Raw genomic sequence first — 20,161 nt, forward strand, 5'->3', positions numbered from 1 at the left:
GCGACAGTCATGTCCGCGACCAAGATCCTCTGGGGGCAGATCTCCATCGTCTTCCTCATCATTCTGGCCACCACCTGGGGTGCGACGCAATACGTGGCCGCGAGCCTCGGCTATCAGGCACAGCTGGGCCCGCCCTGGTTCGTGCTGTTCGGGACGCCTGTCTACTATCCACCGGCCATCTTCTGGTGGTGGTATTTCTACGAGGCCTATGCGCCACCGGTCTTCGCGACGGGCGGGATCATCGCCGCCTCTGGAGGCTTCATCGCCATCGGTGTTGCCATTGCGATGTCGGTCTGGCGCGCCCGCGAGGCCCGTAACGTCGCGACCTACGGATCTGCCCGATGGGCTGAGAAGGGCGAGGTGAAGGCGGCCGGACTTCTTGACCCGGATGGCGTGGTTCTCGGTCGCTATGACAGGGAATACCTGCGCCACGATGGGCCGGAGCATGTGCTCTGCTTCGCGCCGACACGCTCCGGCAAGGGGGTAGGGCTTGTCGTGCCCTCTCTTCTCACCTGGCCCGGCTCGGCCATCGTTCATGACATCAAGGGCGAGAACTGGCAGTTGACCGCCGGTTACCGGGCCCAGCACGGTCGGGTCCTGCTCTTCGATCCGACCAATCCGAACTCTTCGGCCTACAACCCCCTGCTGGAAGTGCGCCGTGGGGAGTGGGAGGTTCGCGATGTCCAGAACATCGCCGACATCCTCGTCGACCCCGAGGGGAGCCTGGAGCGGCGAAACCACTGGGAGAAGACCAGCCACAGCCTGCTCGTCGGGGCGATCCTGCATGTCCTTTATGCCGAGAAGGACAAGACGCTGGCCGGCGTCGCCAACTTCCTGTCCGACCCGCGGCGTCCCGTGGAGTCCACACTCCGCGCGATGATGCGGACGTCGCATCTGAGCGAGGCGGGGCCGCATCCGGTGGTCGCCAGTGCCGCTCGCGAGTTGCTCAACAAGTCCGAGAATGAACGCTCCGGTGTGCTGTCGACGGCGATGTCATTCCTTGGCCTCTATCGCGACCCTGTCGTCGCCCAGGTCACGCGCCGCTGCGACTGGCGGATCGGTGACATTGTCGGCGGAGTGCGCCCCGTCACGCTGTATCTCGTGGTGCCGCCATCTGACATCAATCGCACCAAGCCGCTCATCCGCCTGATCCTCAACCAAATCGGCCGACGCCTGACCGAAGACCTGCAGGGCAAGGATGACCGTCATCGGCTGCTTCTGATGCTCGACGAGTTCCCGGCGCTCGGTCGCCTCGACTTCTTCGAGAGCGCGCTGGCCTTCATGGCGGGCTACGGGCTTAAGAGCTTCCTCATCGCCCAGTCGCTGAACCAGATCGAGAAGGCCTATGGTCCGAACAACTCGATCCTCGACAATTGCCACGTCCGGGTGAGCTTCGCGACCAATGATGAGCGCACGGCCAAGCGGGTGTCCGACGCTCTCGGCACCGCTACCGAGATGAAGGCGATGAAGAACTATGCCGGTCACCGTCTGGCGCCCTGGCTCAGCCATCTCATGGTGTCCCGGTCGGAAACTGCGCGAGCCTTGCTCACGCCCGGAGAAATCATGCAGCTGCCGCCCTCCGACGAGATCGTCATGGTGGCCGGTACACCGCCGATCCGGGCGACGAAAGCACGGTATTACGAAGATACGCGGTTCACCGAACGGGTCTTGCCGCCACCCGACTTGGTGGATGTGGACGCTTCGGGGAAAGATGACTGGAGCAGCCTGGCAGTCCCAACCCAAGACGACGAGCTCGAGCCAGTATCCGAGACGGTACCGGAGGATGAGGACCCGACAGCGTCGGAGCGCCGTCTTCAGCCGGAGCTGGCGCAGCCTCAGCCGGTCGACAGGCAGACGCCTCTCGAGAACGAGTTTGAATTCGACCCACCCGAGGACGAAGAAGATGGCGCCATCCGCAATCGCCGCATCCTGCAGCAGATGCGCGGTGTCGCGCGTCAGGTTTCCCTCAATCCCGATGACGGCATGGAGCTTTGATCATGACTACCAGCCGCAAGAAGACGAAGATCTCGGTCTATCTCGATCCCGAGGTCATGCAGATGCTGGCGGAGTTTGCCGCCCGGCGCGACCGATCCCAATCGATGGTGGCCGAGGCCGCGATCGCATCCTTCCTCTCCCCGGATGACGCAGAGCGCCGCGAGGCGGTTCTGGCCCGGCGCCTGGATCAGATCGACAGGCGGATCACCCGGCTGGAGCGGGATGTCGGGATCTCCGTCGAAAGTCTGGCCGTATTCATCCGTTTCTGGCTTGCGACAACACCCGCTCTGCCGGAACCCGCGGCCAAGGCGGCACGGGCGAAAGCAGGGGAGCGCTACGAGGCGTTTATCTCAGCTCTCGGTCGGCGCCTGGCGCAAGGGCCGAAGCTGCGGCAGGAGGTGTCGGAGGATGTGGATGGGGGTGGGGGATGAGAAGACAGGTAGGCAAGCGGACGCCAGGTGCTTTTCGTCGTAGGCTGTGCAGATGTACACGGTCAACAAGCCCACGTCGGTCGGCCCTTCGGGAATTTTATTCTAGATCTATAGCGCTGCTTCGGGAATGGTCGTTTCTTCCATGCATTGCATCATGGGAATACTCCGCCCTGGCGACAGCCTCGTAGTGTGCGTCCCAGACCACATGTGTGCGGCTGGTGTCAGCTTATTTGCTTGGCGAGGGAGAATTATTTGTATTGAGGTGAATGATCGTTCCTGTTGATTGCTCTCAGAAGACAGTGTAGATTCCTTTATGCTCACTTGGGGCTGGCGCGCTGTAAGGTACAGGTCGGCGCAGCAGGTGGAAACCAACCCAGCGAACCTGATCCGGGCCCATTGGATCCTGGTTTGCGAGAGTTTTTGGACATTCATCGGTTTGCTCAATCAGCTGCGCGCTTTCCGACTCCTGCTATAGGGCCCACGGCTTGAATTTGGATTCGGAGGTACGCCAGAGGAATGAGCAAAATGAACCTGAACACTGATGTGCGGTCAGCCGAAGACTTCCCTGTCAAGCTCGAAAACCTGTCAAAAGGCGTCGACCGAATTCTGGAACGATGGACCGGCGAAAATCGCCCGACCAAGCTGACTCTCTTGAACGATCTTGCCGCCGCAATCTCCCCAGGCTCAAACTGGGGCGCGCTGAAAGCAAAGCAAACGAAGCAAATTCGCCTGCCGACAGGGCAGAACACCAGCTTGGTTCCAGAGGTCGATCGAAGCGCCAGAGAATTACCGGCACGATTGGCCGAACTGAAAAACACCGGGAATGGAATAGACCTCGCCTATCTGGTTGAAGAAGCCCGCCCGCTATTTGCGATGCGGCACGCCGGCGACCCGATCATTGGCTTGGAACTCAGCGTCGTGGAAGGGAATGGGTACAGCGAGGCATCCATCTACGCAAAACTGATCCTGAATCGTGGGGGCGCCATTCGCATCGCCGAAGCCTATGCATCAGATCTTGAAGCGATCGCTGCGCAACTCGTCTACAACGCCATCCAAAATCTGAATTCCATCGAGCTGTACCCCACCTTGGCGCAGAGTGCTTGCAATGCGCTTCGGATCGTTGTCGGTCCCTTCGATTGCGTGCTGTCTATTCCGGAATTTTATGGGCGTATGCCTGACGAAAGCCATGCATCTCAAGGGGTGCGGGTCCTTCTTGATGAGGGCGATACGCCCTCGGCCACCGATCTAGATCTGGCACTGCGCCTAGCATCAGCAGTGGCCCCGCATCTTGGTCAGAAACAATTTGCGGAACATGGGAGCGTCCGGTTCAGGTTGTCCCAGCCACTCATGCAGGTTTGGGAACCGATTGGGTTTACGGCACCTGACCCTCTCGATGATCGGCCTATGTTCTGGGTCCCCGACGGCGAATACTGGACGCACGAAGGAGATCATTACCTCCTCGATCACAACATTTGGACACAGAGCACGCTCGGCGAGCCGCTCGATCTAGCTTTGGCCCTGATCAATATTGACGATCCGGATGTCTACCTGAAAGTCGCGCTGACCCCGATGCCAAAGTCGCCGAAAAAGTCCGGCAAGTTGCCAGAGAACTGGCGGGGCGGATTTCATCGCGACTTTCAGGTCCTGCGGATACGTGCCGGCCAACCAACGCAAGAACTTTGCCTGGACGCAGAAACAAAAAAACGCTTCGAAGCGGGGTTCCTTGGGTGGGCGATGCATGAAGGGCACGAGGTAATCGACGACAGAGCCCTGACCAGCACTGAAGCTCTTATCCCGCGGGACCTGAGGCGTGCCTCACAACACCTCCTTCAGGTGGAGGCGATTATGAATGGCGTCGACCCCAGAGACAAAGAACTGTTGCGACGCATCAGGGAAGGAAAAGGTGACGAGCAGGTTGGCTAGAGATCAGACCGAAACAGAAAAGCGAGGCAAGCTTTTGCCTCGCTCGACCCGATGATACCCTTGTTAGAATTATTGAACGACGATGCTCTCACCAAGCGCAAAAGCAGCCAAAGCAGGATAGCGCGAAAACACTCCCTGCTCTGCTGAAGCAAGTGCGGAAAGCCGAGACTGCGCATCAACGACTGAATTCAGGTCATCCGGGTCCAACTCACGAAAAATCGCGAGGACAGGCATGACGACCTGAACGGTCGTTGCAAGTGTTCCGCGTTCACTGAACTCGTTGTTGAAAGCTCCGTTGCCGATATCGTCGACCAGAGCAAAAGCTTCCCTACAAATTGCCGGATAGTCCATGATCAAAGGTTTTCCTTAGTTTGGCTTTCGCCGCACCTATAACTAATCTGTTGCGAGCGAAGTCATTATTTGGTTTAAGACGCAAGTCGTCTCGATTTCTCGATTATTGTTGCACTCATTTCAATCCTTCGAAGCTGTTGGCGAAGTGGGGCACAATCTGGATAGGCTTTCCTAAACAGACTTGCTAGCTCGCGAAGAGCTTCGACAAAGTCGCCAGCAGCAGTCATTGACTTCTGAAAAACCTTATCATCATCAGTTTTTCTATAGTATACCTCAAAAAACTCAGGGCCCTCGAGTTGCCCCGGGCCAATCTCCAGACTCAACCAAGCCTCGAGATCTGAGCGAAGCGCGCTCAAACGCGTATAAACCCCATCCGTCGCATACTGCGATGACATCACGGCCTTAATCACCCGCCCCGCCTGCACATGACCATTAATTCCAAGCTCGCCCACAGGACGGCGGAGAGAACACCCGGGGTTGTAGTTATAGGGTACGGTCGCCTTACTCGCAGAGGGATAGATCATCCCCTTGCACCTTGCGCGCCGTTCGTCCTGTTTCGTCTTCGCCATTGGGCTGAGAAACGTCTCCCACGAAGATACAGATTCGCCCGTCCAGTTTTCGCTAACGACCGGAGCTGGCATGGCACAGATCTTTGCCACGAGAGCTTCAAGGTCGTATCCAGAGCGTGCGTCGATCCCAACATAGAGATCACATTCGTAGGGGCGGTACATCCCAGGCCATGACGCCTTTGCGATCCTCCAACCATTGCGATCCGCCCAAGCGGCGCGTTCTGTCTCGTCGGGCACATTGCCGTAAGGCTCGTCGATCAGTACAAATTGCTCGCTAGCCGGGTCTACCCAGTCTGTGGAATGGTCGATGTTGGGGAGTTTATCGGTGTCCAGAACTCTGGGATATTTCTTGCGGTCTCGATTTGGACGCAATCCGGTATGCTCCATGAAACGAAGCGACCGCTCGGCAGCGCAAAGCTGATCCCTCGCGTACTCCTGCGAAGGGGCGATGTCATCACAGACGAAATGGTCTTCGGCAACCATTCGAAGGGTGCCGAAACCGCGGACGTATTTGAGCGCACTTTTGGAGCAGAGGTCGAGGATCGGTGTGGAAAGCTCAGTCCGCAATGTCTCCCGCCCACAGCGGTGGCCCCGCTTCTTGTCGCTCCAGTAGATCGTCAACAACACATAGGGCTTGGATCTCGTGAACTCACTGGCGGGCAAAGTGCGTTGCGCATGGCGAAAATTGACACAATCGGCAGACTTGGCAGCGAGATCAAGCGCATCAGAATGCTTGATTCCGTTTGTCTTCTTCAACTGCTTGGCAAGGCGTTTCACCCCAACAAGGGTGGTGGGTCGTGGACCATCGATCAGCATAGCTATCTCCCGGCTTGACACTGAACGTCACTCGCCTACCGCCCTACAAGCCAGAGTGTTAGCTGATTGGGATCGTTAGAAAGATTTTCGGGCAGTGCTGCCTGCAGCTTCGGAACGGCGAGTGCCATGCTCCTGCCAAGAGCATCTTAGCCATAGCGTGAAACACGAAATTATGCAACCCACACATGACAGGGCACACTCCTCAAGAAAGATCTATAGGCCTCAAGGAGCCGCAATCGTGTAGCAGAGGGAGGACGAAACAGCGGCCATGTTGCCTAGTGGGCCATATAGAATGGGTAATCAAGCAAACGTCATTAGATTCGCTAGAATCGCGCGTTGGTTCGTCGATGCGCTGCCGATCGAGCGGCGGATTTATCGCTGATGAGTGAGGCTCGCGGCCGAGAGTGGCTGTTTTTTCAAAATGGCGCGCCTATCATCTACCAACCATGTAGAGGCCATGGAATTAGGTTTCTGTCCCGACTCCGCGGGAATCCTGGCGCTTATAGCGTGTAAGTGATCTTTCAAGATACCAATGGTCGATGCCCCGCAGGAACTGCACTTCCTCTCATCTGTTTCTTAGTTTCAAGGTGCGCCTCACTGCATATCGTTGCCCAGTTCAGAACTGGGGGGCAAAGTCGCCGTTTTCCTGTCTTTACACGCCACGCTACTACGCCCCTCGGAAGCCTGTTGAGCCGTATGCATTTACGGCTTTCTTAATCGACCCGATCCAGGGTGGCCTGTTGGAGGCGCCTGCAAAGGAGCGGGGCCGGCATGGCAAAGACCGATCAGAGACCAGAGGTGATCCGGAGAGGCGCGCGGATGCTGCGCACCGCGCTCGGGCCGGCGATCGCCGGGTTTCTGGACGACCCCATGACCGTCGAGGTGATGCTCAACCCCGATGGGCGGCTCTGGGTCGACCGACTTTCCGAGGGGCTCGCCGATAGCGGCAAGATGCTGAGCGCAGCCGATGGCGAGCGCATCGTTCGGCTGGTCGCGCATCATGTTGGCGTCGAAGTTCATGGCCTGTCCCCGCGCGTCTCTGCGGAGCTCCCGGAAACCGGCGAGCGTTTCGAGGGGCTGCTGCCTCCCGTCGTGGCAGCCCCCGCGTTCGCCATTCGCAAGCCGGCCGTCGCTGTGTTCACACTCGAGGACTACGTCGCCGCCGGGATCATGACCCCGACGCAGGCCGAGGCGCTGCGGCAGGCGGTTGCGAGCCGTGCCAATATCCTGGTGGCGGGGGGCACCTCGACCGGCAAGACCACGCTGACCAATGCGCTGCTCGCCGAGGTATCCAAGACCTCAGATCGCGTCGTGATCATCGAGGACACCCGAGAGCTGCAATGCGCCGCGCCGAACCTCGTGGCGATGCGCACCAAGGACGGCGTTGCAAGCCTGTCCGATCTGGTGCGCTCTTCGCTGCGTCTGCGCCCCGATCGTATTCCGATCGGTGAGGTGCGTGGCGCCGAGGCGCTTGACCTGCTCAAAGCCTGGGGCACCGGCCATCCCGGCGGCATCGGCACCATCCATGCCGGTACCGGGATCGGCGCGCTACGTCGTCTCGAACAACTCATCCAGGAAGCCGTCGTCACCGTGCCGCGGGCCATGATCGCGGAGACCATCGACCTCGTGGCCGTCCTGGCCGGTCGAGGGTCCGCGCGTCGTCTGGTCGAACTCGTCTGCGTCGAGGGCCTCGGGCCGGAGGGCGACTACCGGATTTCACCTGCCATTTCAGATTTCACCACTCACGAACCAGGAGACCTCGAATGATCCATCACGCCTTGCGCATCCGCCAGCACATCGCCACTGCGGCCGCCGCCACCTATGTCAGCCTGTTCATCGCTCCGGCTGCCCACGCCTCCGGCTCTTCCATGCCCTGGGAAGCGCCGCTGCAATCCATCCTCGACTCCGTCGAGGGGCCGGTGGCCAAGATCGTGGCGGTGATCATCATCATTGTCACCGGTCTGACGCTGGCCTTCGGCGATACCGGCGGTGGCTTCCGGCGGCTGATCCAGATCGTCTTCGGGATTTCCATCGCCTTTGCGGCCTCGTCCTTCTTCCTGAGCTTCTTCAGCTTTGGTGGCGGAGCGCTGATCTGATGACGGTGAGTTTCGAGGCTCTCGACGCGGTGCCGGGGTTCAGCGTGCCGGTTCACCGCGCGCTGACCGAGCCGATCCTGCTCGGCGGCGCCCCGCGCTCAGTTGCCATCCTCAATGGCACGCTCGCCGGTGCGGTCGGCCTCGGGCTTCAGCTCTGGCTGGTCGGGATCCTGATCTGGGCCGTCGGCCACATCGCTGCTGTCTGGGCGGCCAGGCGCGATCCGCTCTTCGTCGAGGTCGCGCGCCGCCATTTGCGCATTCCCGGTCATCTCTCGGTGTGAACTCCCATGATGAATCTCGCAGAATACCGCCGCACCGCCTCGCGCCTCGCCGACTACCTGCCCTGGGTGGCGCTGGTCGGGGAGGGCGTGGTCCTCAACAAGGACGGCTCGTTTCAGAGGACAGCGAAGTTTCGGGGTCCCGATCTCGACAGCGCCGTCGCGGCCGAACTGGTCGCGGTGGCAGGACGGCTGAACAACGCCTTCCGCCGCCTCGGGTCCGGGTGGGCGATCTTCGTGGAAGCACAGCGCTCCGAGGCTGCCACCTATCCGGTGAGCACCTTCCCCGATGCAGCATCGGCGCTGGTCGATGCCGAGCGCAAGGCCGACTTCGAAGAAGAGGGAAGCCACTTCGTCTCCGGCTATTTCCTGACCCTCCTCTGGCTTCCGCCCGCCGAGGATGCGGCACGCTCAGAATCCTGGCTCTACGAGGGCCGCGAGACCTCAGGTGTGAACCCCTGGGAACAGGTGCGCGGTTTCATCGACCGCACCGATCGCGTGCTGGCGCTGCTCGACGGCTTCATGCCGGACTGCCATTGGCTCGATGACGCCGCTACGCTGACCTACCTGCATTCGACGATTTCGACCAACCGGCACCGTGTGCGCGTGCCCGAGGTGCCGGTCTATCTCGATGCACTCTTGCCCGACCAGGCGCTGGCCGGCGGGCTGGAGCCGCGCCTGGGCAATCATCACCTTCGCGTCCTGACGATCACCGGCTTTCCTGGTGTCACGACGCCGGGCCTGCTCGACGAGTTGAACCGGCTGGCCTTTCCCTATCGCTGGTCGACCCGGGCCATCCTCATGGACAAGCTGGATGCAACCAAGCTGCTGACCCGGATACGCCGTCAGTGGTTTGCCAAACGCAAGAGCATCGCCGCGATCCTCAAGGAGGTGATGACTAACGAGCAATCCGCGCTGCTCGATACCGATGCTGCGAACAAGGCCGCTGATGCGGACATGGCCCTGCAGGAACTCGGCGCTGATGTGGCCGGCATGGCCTATGTCACGGCCACGATCACGGTCTGGGACGAGGACGTCCGCCGCGCTGACGAGAAGCTGCGGCTGGTCGAGAAGATCGTCCAGTCCCGCGATTTCACTGTCATGGTCGAGACGGTCAACGCCGTCGATGCCTGGCTCGGAAGTCTGCCCGGCCATGCCTATGCCAATGTCCGGCAGCCACCGATCAGCACATTGAATCTCGCCCATATGATCCCGCTCTCGGCGGTCTGGGCGGGCGAGGCGCGGGACGAACATTTCAACGACGCTCCGTTGCTCTACGCCAGGACCGAAGGCTCCACCCCGTTCCGGTTTTCTCTTCATGTCGGGGATGTCGGTCACACCCTCGTCGTCGGCCCGACCGGCGCCGGCAAATCCGTGTTGCTGGCGCTGATGGCGCTTCAGTTCCGGCGGTACTCGCGCAGCCAGGTCTTCGCCTTCGACTTCGGCGGTTCTATCCGCGCCGCTTCGCTCGCGATGGGCGGCGACTGGCATGACCTCGGCGGAGAGCTGACCGACGCTGCCGAGTGCTCTGTCTCGCTACAACCGCTGGCCCGCATTCACGAGACCTCCGAGCGCGCCTGGGCGGCTGACTGGATCGTCGCCATCCTGACGCGCGAGAACATCCAGATCACCCCGGATGTGAAGGAACATATCTGGACGGCACTGACCTCGCTGGCCTCGGCCCCTGTGGGCGAGCGGACCATGACCGGCCTCGCGGTCCTGCTGCAATCCAACGATTTGAAGCAGGCGCTCCGCGCATACTGCGTGGGTGGACCCTATGGCCGGCTGCTCGATGCCGAGACCGAACAGCTGGGATCGGCGGATGTGCAGGCCTTCGAGATCGAGGGGCTGGTGGGAACCGGCGCGGCGCCCGCCGTCCTCTCTTACCTGTTCCACCGGATCGGCGATCGGCTCGACGGGCGACCCACGCTGCTCATCATCGACGAGGGCTGGCTGGCGCTCGATGACGATGCCTTCGCCGAGCAGCTCCGCGAATGGCTGAAGACGCTGAGGAAGAAGAACGCCTCGGTGATCTTCGCGACGCAGAGCCTCAGCGACATCGATGGCAGTACCATCGCGCCGGCGATCATCGAAAGCTGCCCGACGCGGCTCCTGTTGCCGAACGAGCGGGCTATCGAGCCGCAGATCACGGCTATCTATCGCCGCTTCGGCCTCAATGACCGGCAGATCGAGATCCTCGCGCGGGCCACGCCCAAACGCGACTACTACTGTCAGTCGCGGCGCGGTAACCGGCTGTTCGAGCTGGGTCTCAGCGATGTCGGACTGGCCCTTTGCGCGGCATCGTCCAAATCGGATCATGCGCTGATTGCCGAGATCTGCGCCGGGCACGGCCGAGACGGGTTCCTCGTCCCCTGGCTGAAGGCGCATGGCCTCGATTGGGCCGCCGAGCTTATCCCCGACCTCACCGATCTCGCCATCGACGCAGAGGGGGCCTCTTCGACCACCGCTGTTGTTGAGGACGCCGACATCGACCTTGAAGAAGAGGAGATCACACCATGACTCGCAAGATCACGTTTCGGTCCGCCGGCACGCCGCTGCTCGCCCTCGCGCTGGCGATGCCCATTGCCATGTCGCCCATCGCAGCGCCACCCGCCCATGCGCTCTTCGGCATCGGCGGCGGTCCGTTCATCGTCTACGACCCGACCAACCACGCCGAAAATCTCCTGACCGCGGCGCGCGCTCTGGAGCAGATCAACAACCAGGTCGCACAGCTCCAGAACGAAGCGCAGATGCTGATCAACCAGGCGCGCAATCTCGCCAACCTGCCGTATTCCGCGCTCCAGCAGATCCAGCAGGGCGTCAGCCGCACACAGCAACTCCTGGCGCAGGCGCAGAACATCGCCTTCGACGTGCAGAGCATCGACCAGATGTTCCAGCAGGACTATGGCAACCTTTCCCTGACGGCGACCGACCAGCAACTGATCGCCGAGGCGCGGTCCCGTTGGGAGAACACCGTCGGTGGCCTGCAGGATGCCATGCGCGTGCAGGCAGGTGTCGTCGGCAATATCGATGCCAACCGTGCCGAGATGTCCGCGCTTGTGGGGCAGAGCCAGAACGCGGTCGGTGCTCTGCAGGCCACTCAGGCCGGCAACCAGTTCCTCGCACTGCAATCGCAGCAGCTCTCGGACCTGATCGCGGTGATCTCGGCAAACGGCCGCGCCAATGCGCTGACCGAGGCCGAGCGCGCCACCGCTGCCGAACAGGGCCGCATCCAGCGCGAGCGCTTCCTGACGCCGGGCGCGGGCTACCAGCCCGGCAACGCGCAGATGTTCAACTGAGGCCGGGAGGGGAGACGATGGACGGAAAGGTGTTGGCCCGGATCGCGGCCATCGTGTTCGTGGCGATCGCGATCACCGCCACAGTGATCGAGGTCACACAGGAGGAGGGGCCCGCGCCGGCCAGCACCGCGCCCGCGCTCCAGCCGCCAGCCGATCCTCTCCGCGCGACACTACGCAGGTGCCAGCAGTTCGGCGAGGCTGCCGCCAGCGATGCCGATTGCCTCGCCGCCTGGGCCGAGAGCCGAGACCGCTTCCTCGGCCGGACGCCTGCATCTGAAGTGCCGCAGCATTCGGGAGATCAGTGAGCCATGGGCGGGACCGGCGTCATCGACAACTTTCTGGGCATCTTCACCAGCTATATCGACAGCGGGTTTGGGCTGCTCGGCGGCGAGGTCGCCTTCATCGCCACCACGCTGATCGTCATCGACGTGACGCTGGCGGCGCTGTTCTGGGCCTGGGGTGCCGATGACGACATCATCGCCCGACTGGTGAAGAAGACGCTCTTTGTCGGGGTCTTCGCCTATATCATCTCCAACTGGAACAACCTCGCCCGGATCGTCTTCGAGAGCTTCGCGGGCCTTGGTCTGATGGCCTCGGGCACCGGGTTTTCCGCCGCCGATCTTCTGCGCCCCGGCCGCGTCGCCCAGACCGGGCTCGAGGCCGGGCGACCGCTGCTCGAAAGCATCTCCGATCTGATGGGCTGGGTCGCGGTCTTCGAGAACCTCGTCCAGATCCTCTGCCTGTTCTTCGCCTGGGCGCTGGTGATCCTCGCCTTCTTCATCCTCGCGGTGCAGCTCTTCGTCACCCTGATCGAGTTCAAGCTCACGACCCTCGCAGGCTTCGTACTGATCCCCTTCGGCCTCTTCGGCAAGACCGCCTTCATGGCCGAGCGCGTGCTTGGCAACGTCATCTCGTCCGGTATCAAGGTTCTCGTCCTGGCCGTGATCATCGGCATCGGATCGACGCTCTTCGGCCAGTTCACCGCTGGCTTCGGCGGCGTGACGCCGACCATCGATGATGCCATGGCGATTGTGCTGGCCGCCCTGTCTCTGCTGGGTCTCGGTATATTCGGTCCCGGCATCGCCTCGGGTCTGGTGTCCGGCGGGCCCCAACTCAGCGCGGGGGCGGCCATAGGCACCGGCCTTGCCGTTGGTGGCGCTGCGATCGGGGCGGGAGGGGCGACCATGCTCGCAGCGCGCGGGGCCGGGTCCGCGCTCTCCGGTGGTGCCGCCCTCGCTCGCGGCGGCGCCACCGCGGCGGGCGCTGCCTCGAGCGCATACACGCTCGGCTCGATGGGCGGAGGAGGTCTCGCCGGCGGGATGGCTGGTGTCGCGCGCGCCGGGGCCGCTGCCGCGGCATCACCGCTCAAGAAGGCGTCCTCTCGCGCGGCTGGCGGCATCCAGTCCAGCTACGCCGAGGGCGTCAAGGGCAGTGTTGCGGCGACCGGCGGAACCACCTCGATGGGCACGGTCGGCGGAGCGACACCCGAGCCTGGCAGTTCCGACCCGTCCTCCTCTGAAGGCCCGCCAGCCTGGGCAAAGCGCATGCGCCATAACCAGGCCGTGAGCCATGGCGTCCGAGCTGCCGCCCATGCCGTCCGGTCGGGCGACAGCCACGGCTCGGGCTCCTCCGTCAATCTCTCCGAAAGGGACCGCTCATGAACCTCTTCAGGCGTTCTGCCACGCATTATGGCAAGACACCTCAGCCAGAGACGCCTTACCAGAGGGCTGCGCAGGTCTGGGACGAGCGTATCGGCACCGCCTGCGTCCAGGCTCGCAACTGGCGCTACATGGCCTTCGGCAGCCTGATCCTCGCGGCGGGATTTGCTGGTGCCCTGGTCTGGCAATCCGCACGCGGCACCGTCGTGCCCTGGGTCGTTCAGGTCGACGCACTCGGCGAGGCCCAGGCTGTCGCCCCGGCCTCGGCCGATTACGAGCCGACCGATCCGCAGATCGCCTTCCATTTGGGTCGTTTCATCGAACAGGTCCGGTCGATCCCCGCCGATCCGATTATCGTGCGGCAGAACTGGTTGCGCGCCTATGAGTTCACCACGGACCGTGGCGCGGCCGCGCTGAACGACTATGCCCGCGCCAACGACCCGTTTACCCTCGTCGGCCGTCAACAGATCGCCGTCGAGGTGTCCTCCGTGATCCGGGCCTCGCCGGGATCGTTCCGCGTCGCCTGGACCGAACGCCACTACGAAAACGGCCAGCTTTCCACGACCGAGCGCTGGACCGCGATCCTGACCGTCGTGATCCAGACCCCGCGCAGCGCCGAGCGCCTGCGCGCCAATCCGCTCGGAATCTATGTCAATGCGATCTCCTGGTCGCGGGAGATGAGCCAATGACTAAACTGCATCTTCATGCAACCAGGTCTCCGGGCGTCAGGGCGCCGATGTTGGTGGCCCTGCTGCTATCCGCATCCGTGCTGGCGGGGTGCGCCAGTAACCCGGTGCCAGAATTCAGATACGACGAGTCCGTGCCGCCGCTGCCCACTCCGCCCGCCTCGGCTGCCGAGGAACGTCCTCGGCCCCTGCACACGCCGCCGGTCTGGACAGTGGCGCATGGCGGAGCGGCGGCGGGCACACCGACCGGCCGTATCGAAAACGCCAATGCTGCCGCCCGGGTCGAGCCGCGCCGCGAGGGCTATTACAATGCGATCCAGATCTACCCCTGGTCGGAAGGAGCCCTCTATCAGGTCTATGCCGCGCCGGGTCAGATCACCAACATCGCACTCGAGCCGGGCGAACGTCTGACCGGCGCAGGCCCGATCGCCGCGGGAGATACCACGCGCTGGATCATCGGCGACACGGAGAGCGGGTCCGGGTCCTCCGCCCGCGTCCACATCCTCGTCAAACCGACGCGGGACGACATCTCGACCAATCTGGTGATCAGCACTGACAGGCGGGTGTACATGGTCGAGCTGCGTGCCCGAGAGGCGCTCTACATGCCCTCGGTCGCCTGGGCCTATCCGGCAGCGCCGCGTAGAGGGCGACAGGCTGTGGCGACCGCGCCGGCCATCCCGGCGCCCTCGGCCCGCAATCATCGTTACGGCCTGCAGATTCAGGGTGAGAGCCCGCCCTGGCGCCCGGTTTCTGTCTTCGACGATGGCCGTCGCGTCTATGTCGTCTTCCCGGCTGGCATCGCCCAGGGCGAGATGCCGCCGCTCTTCGTGCTCGGCGCGGACGGAGAGCCGCAGATCGTCAACAGCCGCATTCACCGGAACGTTCTGATCGTGGATCGCCTCTTCGGCGCCGCCGAGCTCCGGCTGGGCGCAGGAGACCGCCAGCAGGTGGTCCGGATCCTGCGCATGGAAGAGCGCGAGGCGGATGCAAGGACGGAGGGGGATGCGCGAAGGGGAGGGGCGTCATGACTGAAACTGATCCTGCAGCTCCGATGCGTCTGCGCCCCGATCCTCCGCGCGTGACCAGGCTGTCGCGCAAGGTTCTGGCCGGTGTCGGAGCTCTCGCCCTGTTCGGCATCGCCGGGGCGCTGATCTATGCGCTCCAGACCCGCGAGGCCGGGCCGGGAGGTGGAGAACTCTACTCCATCGACAACCGACCGGCTGCGGACGGCCTGGAAGGATTGCCGTCCGACTATACCGGGCCGGTTCTGGGACCTGCACTGCCCGGTGACCTCGGGCGGCCGATCCTCGATGCGCAGGAGCGCGGAGTGCCCGTGACCCCTCCGCCGATTGTGGGCCCGACCGTCGATCCGGAAGCGGAGCGCCGCAGGGCAGAGGAGGAAACCGCGCGTCTGAGCGGTGTCTTCTTTCAGACGGCGTCTGGCAGGGCGACGACGGCCGGGGTCGGCGTGAACCTTCCGGGCCTGGGCGGCACCGAACAACCCGAGGGCAGCCGGCATACGGCTTTCCTCAACGGTCCGGTGGACCGGCAAACCGTCGCATCGGATCGCATTCAGCCACCAGCCTCGCCGTACATCCTTCAGGCCGGAGCGGTGATCCCGGCCGCGCTGATCACCGGCATTCGCTCCGATCTCCCGGGGCAGATCACCGCACAGGTCACCGAGAACGTCTATGACAGCCCGACCGGATCGCTGCTGTTGATCCCACAGGGAACCCGTATCATCGGCCAATACGATGACGGTGTGACGTTCGGCCAGCGACGCGTGCTGCTGGTCTGGAACCGCCTGATCCTTCCCGGAGGCCGGTCCATCGTTCTCGAACGTCTGCCGGGTGCGGATGCGAGCGGCTATGCCGGCCTCGAGGATGGCGTTGACTACCACTGGTGGGATCTTATGCGCGCAGCGGGTCTGTCCACGCTGCTCGCGATCGGCGCGGACCTCGCCACCGATGACGAAGACCGCCTGGTCCAGGCGATCCGCGATGGCGCTGTGGATACGATCAACCAGGCCGGTCAGCAGATCATCCAGCGTCAGCTGCAGGTCGCGCCAACGCTGACCATTCGTCCGGGTTTCCCGGTCAGGATCATCGTCACCCGCGATCTGGTATTCGAACCGGCAGGAGGTTGATCATGTCGAAACTGAAGCTGGGGCCGCTGCCCGATGACAAGCCGGTGAAGGTGACAGTGGAACTGCCGGCGTCCGTTCATCGCGATCTTGTCGCCTACGCCGAAATCCTCGCCCGCGATAGCGGCCAGGCCGCCGCCGACCCTGTCCGGCTCATCGTGCCGATGCTGGAGCGCTTCATGGCGACGGATCGCGGGTTTGCGAAGGCGAGGCGCGTGTCCCCCGGGAGCGAAGCGTGAAGGAAGCTCACGCTGAGTGAATGTATTTTCACTCGCGCGATGGGCTGACCCGGCTGATATTGCCAGCAATCGAACTCAGCTCGCGCGAACTGAGCTGAGCTGAGCGGGGCTGCGGTGAATGCCGTGCCCCGCTTCCTTAATGGATGAAGGTGCGAGACATGAGCCAAGACCCCCCAGTTCAGATGTCCTTCGATGTCCCCAGGGATGCGCGTTATTTTGAGGACTACGTCCCCGGAAGTTGTTTCCAGTTTGGCGGAGTGGAGGTTCACGAAAACGAAATCATCGAATTTGCCACCCAGTTTGATCCGCAGCCAATCCACATGGATCGGGACGCCGCAGAGAACGGCCCATTTCGTGGGATCATTGCCAGTGGCTGGCACACGATTGGCGTGATGATGAGGCTCTTCGTGGAACACTACCTGACCACCGTTGCAAGTATGGCCTCTCCGGGCGTGGATGAAGTGCGGTGGTCTGTGCCCGTACGTCCGGGCGATCAGCTCCAGGTGAGGATCACGATCACAGAAGCCCGACCGTCAAGAACTAAGGCGGACAGGGGGCTGGTGCATTCTTTTGTGGAGGCGGTGAACCAGCGCGACGAGGTGGTCGCCAGCTTCAAGGCGATGAACATCATCGGGAAGAGACCTTCCGCATCCAGGCAATAGACGGGATTGCTCAGGTTATCGGCACGGCAAGGGGCTGTTGATCAGGGGGCTTTCAACACCGTTCCTCTTGCGCAGCACCGCGACGAAACCCGGGATTTTCTGCGTGGAGCTTTGCTCATGGATGATCTCGCTGACTTCGCAGATCTCGAAACCGTAGGTTTCGAATTGGTCAGCCAGGTACGCGCTGCCATGCGCGAAACATCCCGCCTTTGCGAGTTCCCGATAGCTCGACGCACCAAAGGCTGTTGGGTCGGAACCGTCATATGAATAGGTGGTGAAAGCGAATGTTCCTTCCGGCCGAAGGGCCAGCCACACTGCTTCGAGGACGGGGTTCAGGTCCCCGAAATGGATGAGTGCCGCCGCCGAGACGATCAGGTCGAAGCGGTCTGGATGCCGGGTCAGGAGAGAAAGCAGATCCTCCTCGTTCAGAAGGTCATAGATGCCCTTCGCGCGTGCGCCCTCAAGCATGTCCGGTGAGACGTCGACCCCCGTCATATGCTGGGTCATCGCGCGGAAGCCGGCGCCGGATAGGCCCGTGCCACATCCAGCATCGAGGACTGAGAGGAAGGGTGGAGAAGCGTGGCGGAGAACGGCATCCAGGACATGACGATGCGCGAAATAGCCTGGGACCAGATCCCAATTCTTCGCCTTTTGTCGGTAGAGGTCGCGCAGAAAGGCGGGGGATGCGCTAGCTGGAACTGCCCCCTTATCAATGAATGCAAGAAGCAGTTCAGCGCCTTGCTCGTCTCCGGGGGCGAGGCGCAGGTAGCGACGCAATGACAGAGCTGCCGCGTCAAGATCGTTCAGGGCGATTAAAGCGTCTGCCAAAGCGAAATGCGCCCGCGCATCTTCAGGACTGGCAGCGGTGACTTCGGCGAGAAGGTCGGCTGCAGTAGCAAAATCGGCCAGATCCATTGAGGTGACAGCCAAATTGTACATCGCTTCCGCATATCCGGACCGTGTTTCGATGGCCTTCCTGAAGGCCGCAATTGCGTCTTCAGGCCGCTGCCCCTTGCGAAGAGCTATGCCGAGATTGTTGTAAGCTTCCGACGAGGGTACCGGTGCATGTACGCAGGCGGCCTCAAGGGCCTCGATAGCCGCAGTGATGCTACCATGAGCGAGCCGTGCGACCCCGAGCAGGTGAAGCAGGTCCGGGTCGTTAGGGTAATCCATCAGAGTGCGCACGCAGACGGTTTCCGCCGCCGAATAACGTCCAGCGGCATAGGCGTTCAGAGCTTCGGCGGTACGGCAAAGCTTGATCCTATCCATCACGCGAGGACCCTTTGGAGGGCATGGCAACTCGTTGACCCGAGATGCCGTCCTTACCGATGGAGTGTTGCGCGGACAGCCAGTCGGACGTGCCCCGGCGGTGCCGTCCGGCGCAGATATGTGCGGCAGTTATGAGCCGCCGGAGCGCCGGATTGCCGTTCGCCCGATTCCAGATTGCATTGAAGGCCACGCTGTTTTTGGGCTCGTTTACCGGAAGATAGGAAAGTTCCCGATCATCCGGTCGCTGCCAGGAGGAAACGGCCACCGTAACGCCCTGGTTCAGGGCGACCAGATCCAGAAGCATCTCCTGGGTCGCATCGATCCGATCGACCTTGAAGCCGCAATCATCTTCTACCGCCAGAACGCCGCGAATAAAGCTCTCGACCTCGGGACCTGGCGCGGCGACGGTTACGAGGACCCGTTCGTGCCGCATCGAGGACCAACTGACAGCGGGCATGCCAGACAGTGCATGGGTCTTCGAGGTGACAACGAAAACTTCTTCCTGCCACAGCTGTGCGTGATCGCAATTCGACGGGATCTCGCAATCGGTCACGAAGGCGATGTCCAGAGAGCCCGCTGCGACGAGCCTGACATGTTCTCTCGTTGCGCCGTCGACTGCGCTGAGCAGAACCTGGGGATGGGCGCACGCGTATCGCCGGAGCAGGTCCTTGAGGAAGCCGGTGCCCAACGAGGTCTGAATCCCGATCGTGAGACTTCCGGTTTTTCCTCGACCAGCAAGCCTGGCATGTCGCTGCGCACGTTCGAGCAGTTCGATCGCTGATTTGGCATCGCGAAGGAAAGCCTGCCCGGCCTCAGTGAACTCGACGCCGCTATGGCGCCTCTCCAGAAGTATCGCGCCAAGCTCATCCTCAATGGCCCGGACGGTGCGGCTTAGCGTCGACTGTTGTACATCCAGAGCTTCGGCGGCCGCGCGCAGGCTTCGAAACTCGGCGATAGCGATCAATTGGTGTAGTTGACGCAGTTCAATCATGAAGCCACCTCCGAACCTGCAGCCGAAACCTGCGTTCGGAAGCGGGGGGCTGGCTGCTTGCTTGCTTCAGCGCCTTCTCATGCAACGCCTGATCATCATGAAAAACCTCTCGCATCATGCGTAGTGAGAATGTCTCACCCGGCGTTGAATTTCCGTCCGAGAGGAGTAGCGACCTTACCGGCTGGCGGCGTTCTTCATCCCCAGGAGAACCGCTGCCAGGATAATGCAGCTGCCTCCGATCCGGTCCAGCCAACGACGGGCCTCACCCTTCAGTCGTTGGGAGAACCAATGCGCGCCAGCCCCGTATCCGGTCAGGAACGCACCGTCCATTGCGATATAGGTGGCCGACAGAACCAGAAACTGCGGCCAGAACGGCAGCGCCGGGTCAATGAACTGGGGAAACAGCGCGGCGAAGAAGACCACGGCCTTGGGGTTGGCCGCCGAGGTTACGAAGCCTTGCAGCCAAAGGGTCCGAAGAGAGGCCCGTCGAGAAGCGGAGTGCGATATGGGCTTCATGGATCGCCGAAGCGTACGCAGGCCGATCCACAGGAGATAGAGGGTGCCGGCCCATTTTACGACGCTCAGGGCATCGGCGGAGGTAGCGATGACGGTCGCTAGCCCCAGGCCGCCCAACTTCGACAGTTCGCGGCTGATTTTTCCGGATTTCGTTTGGCGCAGGTCAACAAAACAAGGCGTTTTGTATCGCGAAGCGGTAGATTTCGTGGGATCGTTGTTGTGGCACGTGGTGTGATTTT

Annotated in this window: 20 protein-coding genes; 15 read left to right on the forward strand and 5 right to left on the reverse strand. The window is 62.3% G+C overall.

The features are described 5' to 3' along the window. Window positions 1–9: 9 nt before the first annotated feature. The 3 genes from DL899_RS10700 (at window position 10) to DL899_RS10710 (ending at window position 4,349) form a co-directional block, all read left to right on the forward strand. On the forward strand, window positions 10–1,995 hold the full coding sequence (locus tag DL899_RS10700) for a conjugal transfer protein TraG (RefSeq protein WP_111734339.1): 1,986 nt from the start codon (window positions 10–12) through the stop codon (window positions 1,993–1,995). Between the two features lie 2 nt (window positions 1,996–1,997). Then, window positions 1,998–2,426 carry a CopG family transcriptional regulator gene (locus DL899_RS10705; RefSeq protein WP_111734340.1) on the forward strand — a complete coding sequence of 143 codons (429 nt, stop codon included), beginning with the start codon at window positions 1,998–2,000 and terminating at the stop codon, window positions 2,424–2,426. A gap of 525 nt (window positions 2,427–2,951) precedes the next feature. Further along, on the forward strand, window positions 2,952–4,349 hold the full coding sequence (locus DL899_RS10710; RefSeq protein WP_162685555.1) for a hypothetical protein: 1,398 nt from the start codon (window positions 2,952–2,954) through the stop codon (window positions 4,347–4,349). A gap of 69 nt (window positions 4,350–4,418) precedes the next feature. Here the strand turns inward: DL899_RS10710 and DL899_RS10715 are convergent, their stop codons facing one another. Then, a complete protein-coding gene (locus DL899_RS10715) occupies window positions 4,419–4,700 on the reverse strand; it encodes a hypothetical protein (RefSeq protein ID WP_111734342.1) in 282 nt (93 codons plus the stop codon). A gap of 74 nt (window positions 4,701–4,774) precedes the next feature. Continuing rightward, window positions 4,775–6,085, reverse strand: coding sequence for a DUF5623 domain-containing protein (locus DL899_RS10720; RefSeq protein ID WP_162685556.1), 1,311 nt, complete (start codon window positions 6,083–6,085; stop codon window positions 4,775–4,777). An 819-nt stretch (window positions 6,086–6,904) separates the two neighbouring features. Here DL899_RS10720 and trbB point away from each other — a divergent pair. From trbB to DL899_RS10780, 12 genes are all read left to right on the forward strand, one after another. Then, window positions 6,905–7,852: a P-type conjugative transfer ATPase TrbB gene (trbB, locus tag DL899_RS10725; RefSeq protein ID WP_476705483.1), complete on the forward strand. Its 948-nt coding sequence runs from the start codon at window positions 6,905–6,907 to the stop codon at window positions 7,850–7,852. Beyond that, the gene (locus tag DL899_RS10730) at window positions 7,849–8,181 is read left to right on the forward strand and encodes a TrbC/VirB2 family type IV secretion system protein (RefSeq protein ID WP_111734345.1); all 333 of its coding nucleotides are present in this window, start codon (window positions 7,849–7,851) and stop codon (window positions 8,179–8,181) included. Before trbB ends, DL899_RS10730 begins: the two co-directional genes overlap by 4 nt. Next, window positions 8,181–8,462, forward strand: a complete 282-nt coding sequence (locus DL899_RS10735) for a VirB3 family type IV secretion system protein (RefSeq protein ID WP_111734346.1) — start codon at window positions 8,181–8,183, stop codon at window positions 8,460–8,462. Before DL899_RS10730 ends, DL899_RS10735 begins: the two co-directional genes overlap by 1 nt. A 6-nt stretch (window positions 8,463–8,468) precedes the next feature. Further along, complete coding sequence (gene trbE / locus DL899_RS10740) at window positions 8,469–10,979, forward strand: conjugal transfer protein TrbE (protein ID WP_111734347.1); 2,511 nt, start codon at window positions 8,469–8,471, stop codon at window positions 10,977–10,979. Further along, window positions 10,976–11,758: a P-type conjugative transfer protein TrbJ gene (trbJ, locus tag DL899_RS10745; protein ID WP_111734348.1), complete on the forward strand. Its 783-nt coding sequence runs from the start codon at window positions 10,976–10,978 to the stop codon at window positions 11,756–11,758. Before trbE ends, trbJ begins: the two co-directional genes overlap by 4 nt. Window positions 11,759–11,775: 17 nt before the next feature. Continuing rightward, window positions 11,776–12,063: a putative entry exclusion protein TrbK-alt gene (gene trbK-alt, locus DL899_RS10750; RefSeq protein WP_111734349.1), complete on the forward strand. Its 288-nt coding sequence runs from the start codon at window positions 11,776–11,778 to the stop codon at window positions 12,061–12,063. 3 nt (window positions 12,064–12,066) lie between these two features. Then, window positions 12,067–13,419: a P-type conjugative transfer protein TrbL gene (gene trbL, locus DL899_RS10755; RefSeq protein ID WP_111734350.1), complete on the forward strand. Its 1,353-nt coding sequence runs from the start codon at window positions 12,067–12,069 to the stop codon at window positions 13,417–13,419. Next, on the forward strand, window positions 13,416–14,105 hold the full coding sequence (gene trbF / locus DL899_RS10760; RefSeq protein WP_111734351.1) for a conjugal transfer protein TrbF: 690 nt from the start codon (window positions 13,416–13,418) through the stop codon (window positions 14,103–14,105). Before trbL ends, trbF begins: the two co-directional genes overlap by 4 nt. Continuing rightward, window positions 14,102–15,130, forward strand: a complete 1,029-nt coding sequence (gene trbG / locus DL899_RS10765; protein ID WP_111734352.1) for a P-type conjugative transfer protein TrbG — start codon at window positions 14,102–14,104, stop codon at window positions 15,128–15,130. The genes trbF and trbG overlap by 4 nt, the downstream gene beginning before the upstream one ends. Continuing rightward, entirely contained in the window at window positions 15,127–16,248 is a 1,122-nt protein-coding gene (locus DL899_RS10770; RefSeq protein WP_111734353.1) for a TraB/TrbI/VirB10 family type IV secretion system protein, read from the forward strand. Before trbG ends, DL899_RS10770 begins: the two co-directional genes overlap by 4 nt. A 2-nt stretch (window positions 16,249–16,250) precedes the next feature. Next, window positions 16,251–16,484: a DUF2274 domain-containing protein gene (locus DL899_RS10775; RefSeq protein ID WP_111734354.1), complete on the forward strand. Its 234-nt coding sequence runs from the start codon at window positions 16,251–16,253 to the stop codon at window positions 16,482–16,484. Window positions 16,485–16,642: 158 nt separating this feature from the next. Next, the gene (locus DL899_RS10780) at window positions 16,643–17,146 is read left to right on the forward strand and encodes a MaoC family dehydratase (RefSeq protein WP_239494678.1); all 504 of its coding nucleotides are present in this window, start codon (window positions 16,643–16,645) and stop codon (window positions 17,144–17,146) included. A gap of 15 nt (window positions 17,147–17,161) precedes the next feature. Here the strand turns inward: DL899_RS10780 and DL899_RS10785 are convergent, their stop codons facing one another. From DL899_RS10785 to DL899_RS10795, 3 genes are all read right to left on the reverse strand, one after another. After that, a complete protein-coding gene (locus tag DL899_RS10785) occupies window positions 17,162–18,415 on the reverse strand; it encodes a tetratricopeptide repeat protein (protein ID WP_111734356.1) in 1,254 nt (417 codons plus the stop codon). Continuing rightward, the gene (locus DL899_RS10790; protein ID WP_111734357.1) at window positions 18,408–19,406 is read right to left on the reverse strand and encodes a LysR family transcriptional regulator; all 999 of its coding nucleotides are present in this window, start codon (window positions 19,404–19,406) and stop codon (window positions 18,408–18,410) included. The genes DL899_RS10785 and DL899_RS10790 overlap by 8 nt, the downstream gene beginning before the upstream one ends. A gap of 174 nt (window positions 19,407–19,580) precedes the next feature. After that, on the reverse strand, window positions 19,581–20,161 hold a 581-nt coding region (locus DL899_RS10795; protein WP_239494679.1), incomplete at its 5' end, for a LysE family translocator.

Source organism: Roseovarius amoyensis, from assembly GCF_003260265.1.
Taxonomy (GTDB): Bacteria; Pseudomonadota; Alphaproteobacteria; order Rhodobacterales; family Rhodobacteraceae; genus Roseovarius; species Roseovarius amoyensis.

Coding starts and splice junctions, on each gene's coding strand:
- trbB (WP_476705483.1), top strand. CDS start 6,905: ATGCTGCGCACCGCGCTCGGGCCGGCGATCGCCGGGTTTCTGGACGAC.
- trbG (WP_111734352.1), top strand. CDS start 14,102: ATGACTAAACTGCATCTTCATGCAACCAGGTCTCCGGGCGTCAGGGCG.
- DL899_RS10785 (WP_111734356.1), bottom strand. CDS start 18,415: ATGGATAGGATCAAGCTTTGCCGTACCGCCGAAGCTCTGAACGCCTAT.
- trbJ (WP_111734348.1), top strand. CDS start 10,976: ATGACTCGCAAGATCACGTTTCGGTCCGCCGGCACGCCGCTGCTCGCC.
- DL899_RS10720 (WP_162685556.1), bottom strand. CDS start 6,085: ATGCTGATCGATGGTCCACGACCCACCACCCTTGTTGGGGTGAAACGC.
- DL899_RS10780 (WP_239494678.1), top strand. CDS start 16,643: ATGAGCCAAGACCCCCCAGTTCAGATGTCCTTCGATGTCCCCAGGGAT.
- DL899_RS10715 (WP_111734342.1), bottom strand. CDS start 4,700: ATGGACTATCCGGCAATTTGTAGGGAAGCTTTTGCTCTGGTCGACGAT.
- DL899_RS10770 (WP_111734353.1), top strand. CDS start 15,127: ATGACTGAAACTGATCCTGCAGCTCCGATGCGTCTGCGCCCCGATCCT.
- DL899_RS10700 (WP_111734339.1), top strand. CDS start 10: ATGTCCGCGACCAAGATCCTCTGGGGGCAGATCTCCATCGTCTTCCTC.
- DL899_RS10710 (WP_162685555.1), top strand. CDS start 2,952: ATGAACCTGAACACTGATGTGCGGTCAGCCGAAGACTTCCCTGTCAAG.
- trbF (WP_111734351.1), top strand. CDS start 13,416: ATGAACCTCTTCAGGCGTTCTGCCACGCATTATGGCAAGACACCTCAG.
- DL899_RS10730 (WP_111734345.1), top strand. CDS start 7,849: ATGATCCATCACGCCTTGCGCATCCGCCAGCACATCGCCACTGCGGCC.
- DL899_RS10775 (WP_111734354.1), top strand. CDS start 16,251: ATGTCGAAACTGAAGCTGGGGCCGCTGCCCGATGACAAGCCGGTGAAG.
- trbE (WP_111734347.1), top strand. CDS start 8,469: ATGATGAATCTCGCAGAATACCGCCGCACCGCCTCGCGCCTCGCCGAC.
- DL899_RS10790 (WP_111734357.1), bottom strand. CDS start 19,406: ATGATTGAACTGCGTCAACTACACCAATTGATCGCTATCGCCGAGTTT.
- trbL (WP_111734350.1), top strand. CDS start 12,067: ATGGGCGGGACCGGCGTCATCGACAACTTTCTGGGCATCTTCACCAGC.
- DL899_RS10705 (WP_111734340.1), top strand. CDS start 1,998: ATGACTACCAGCCGCAAGAAGACGAAGATCTCGGTCTATCTCGATCCC.
- DL899_RS10735 (WP_111734346.1), top strand. CDS start 8,181: ATGACGGTGAGTTTCGAGGCTCTCGACGCGGTGCCGGGGTTCAGCGTG.
- trbK-alt (WP_111734349.1), top strand. CDS start 11,776: ATGGACGGAAAGGTGTTGGCCCGGATCGCGGCCATCGTGTTCGTGGCG.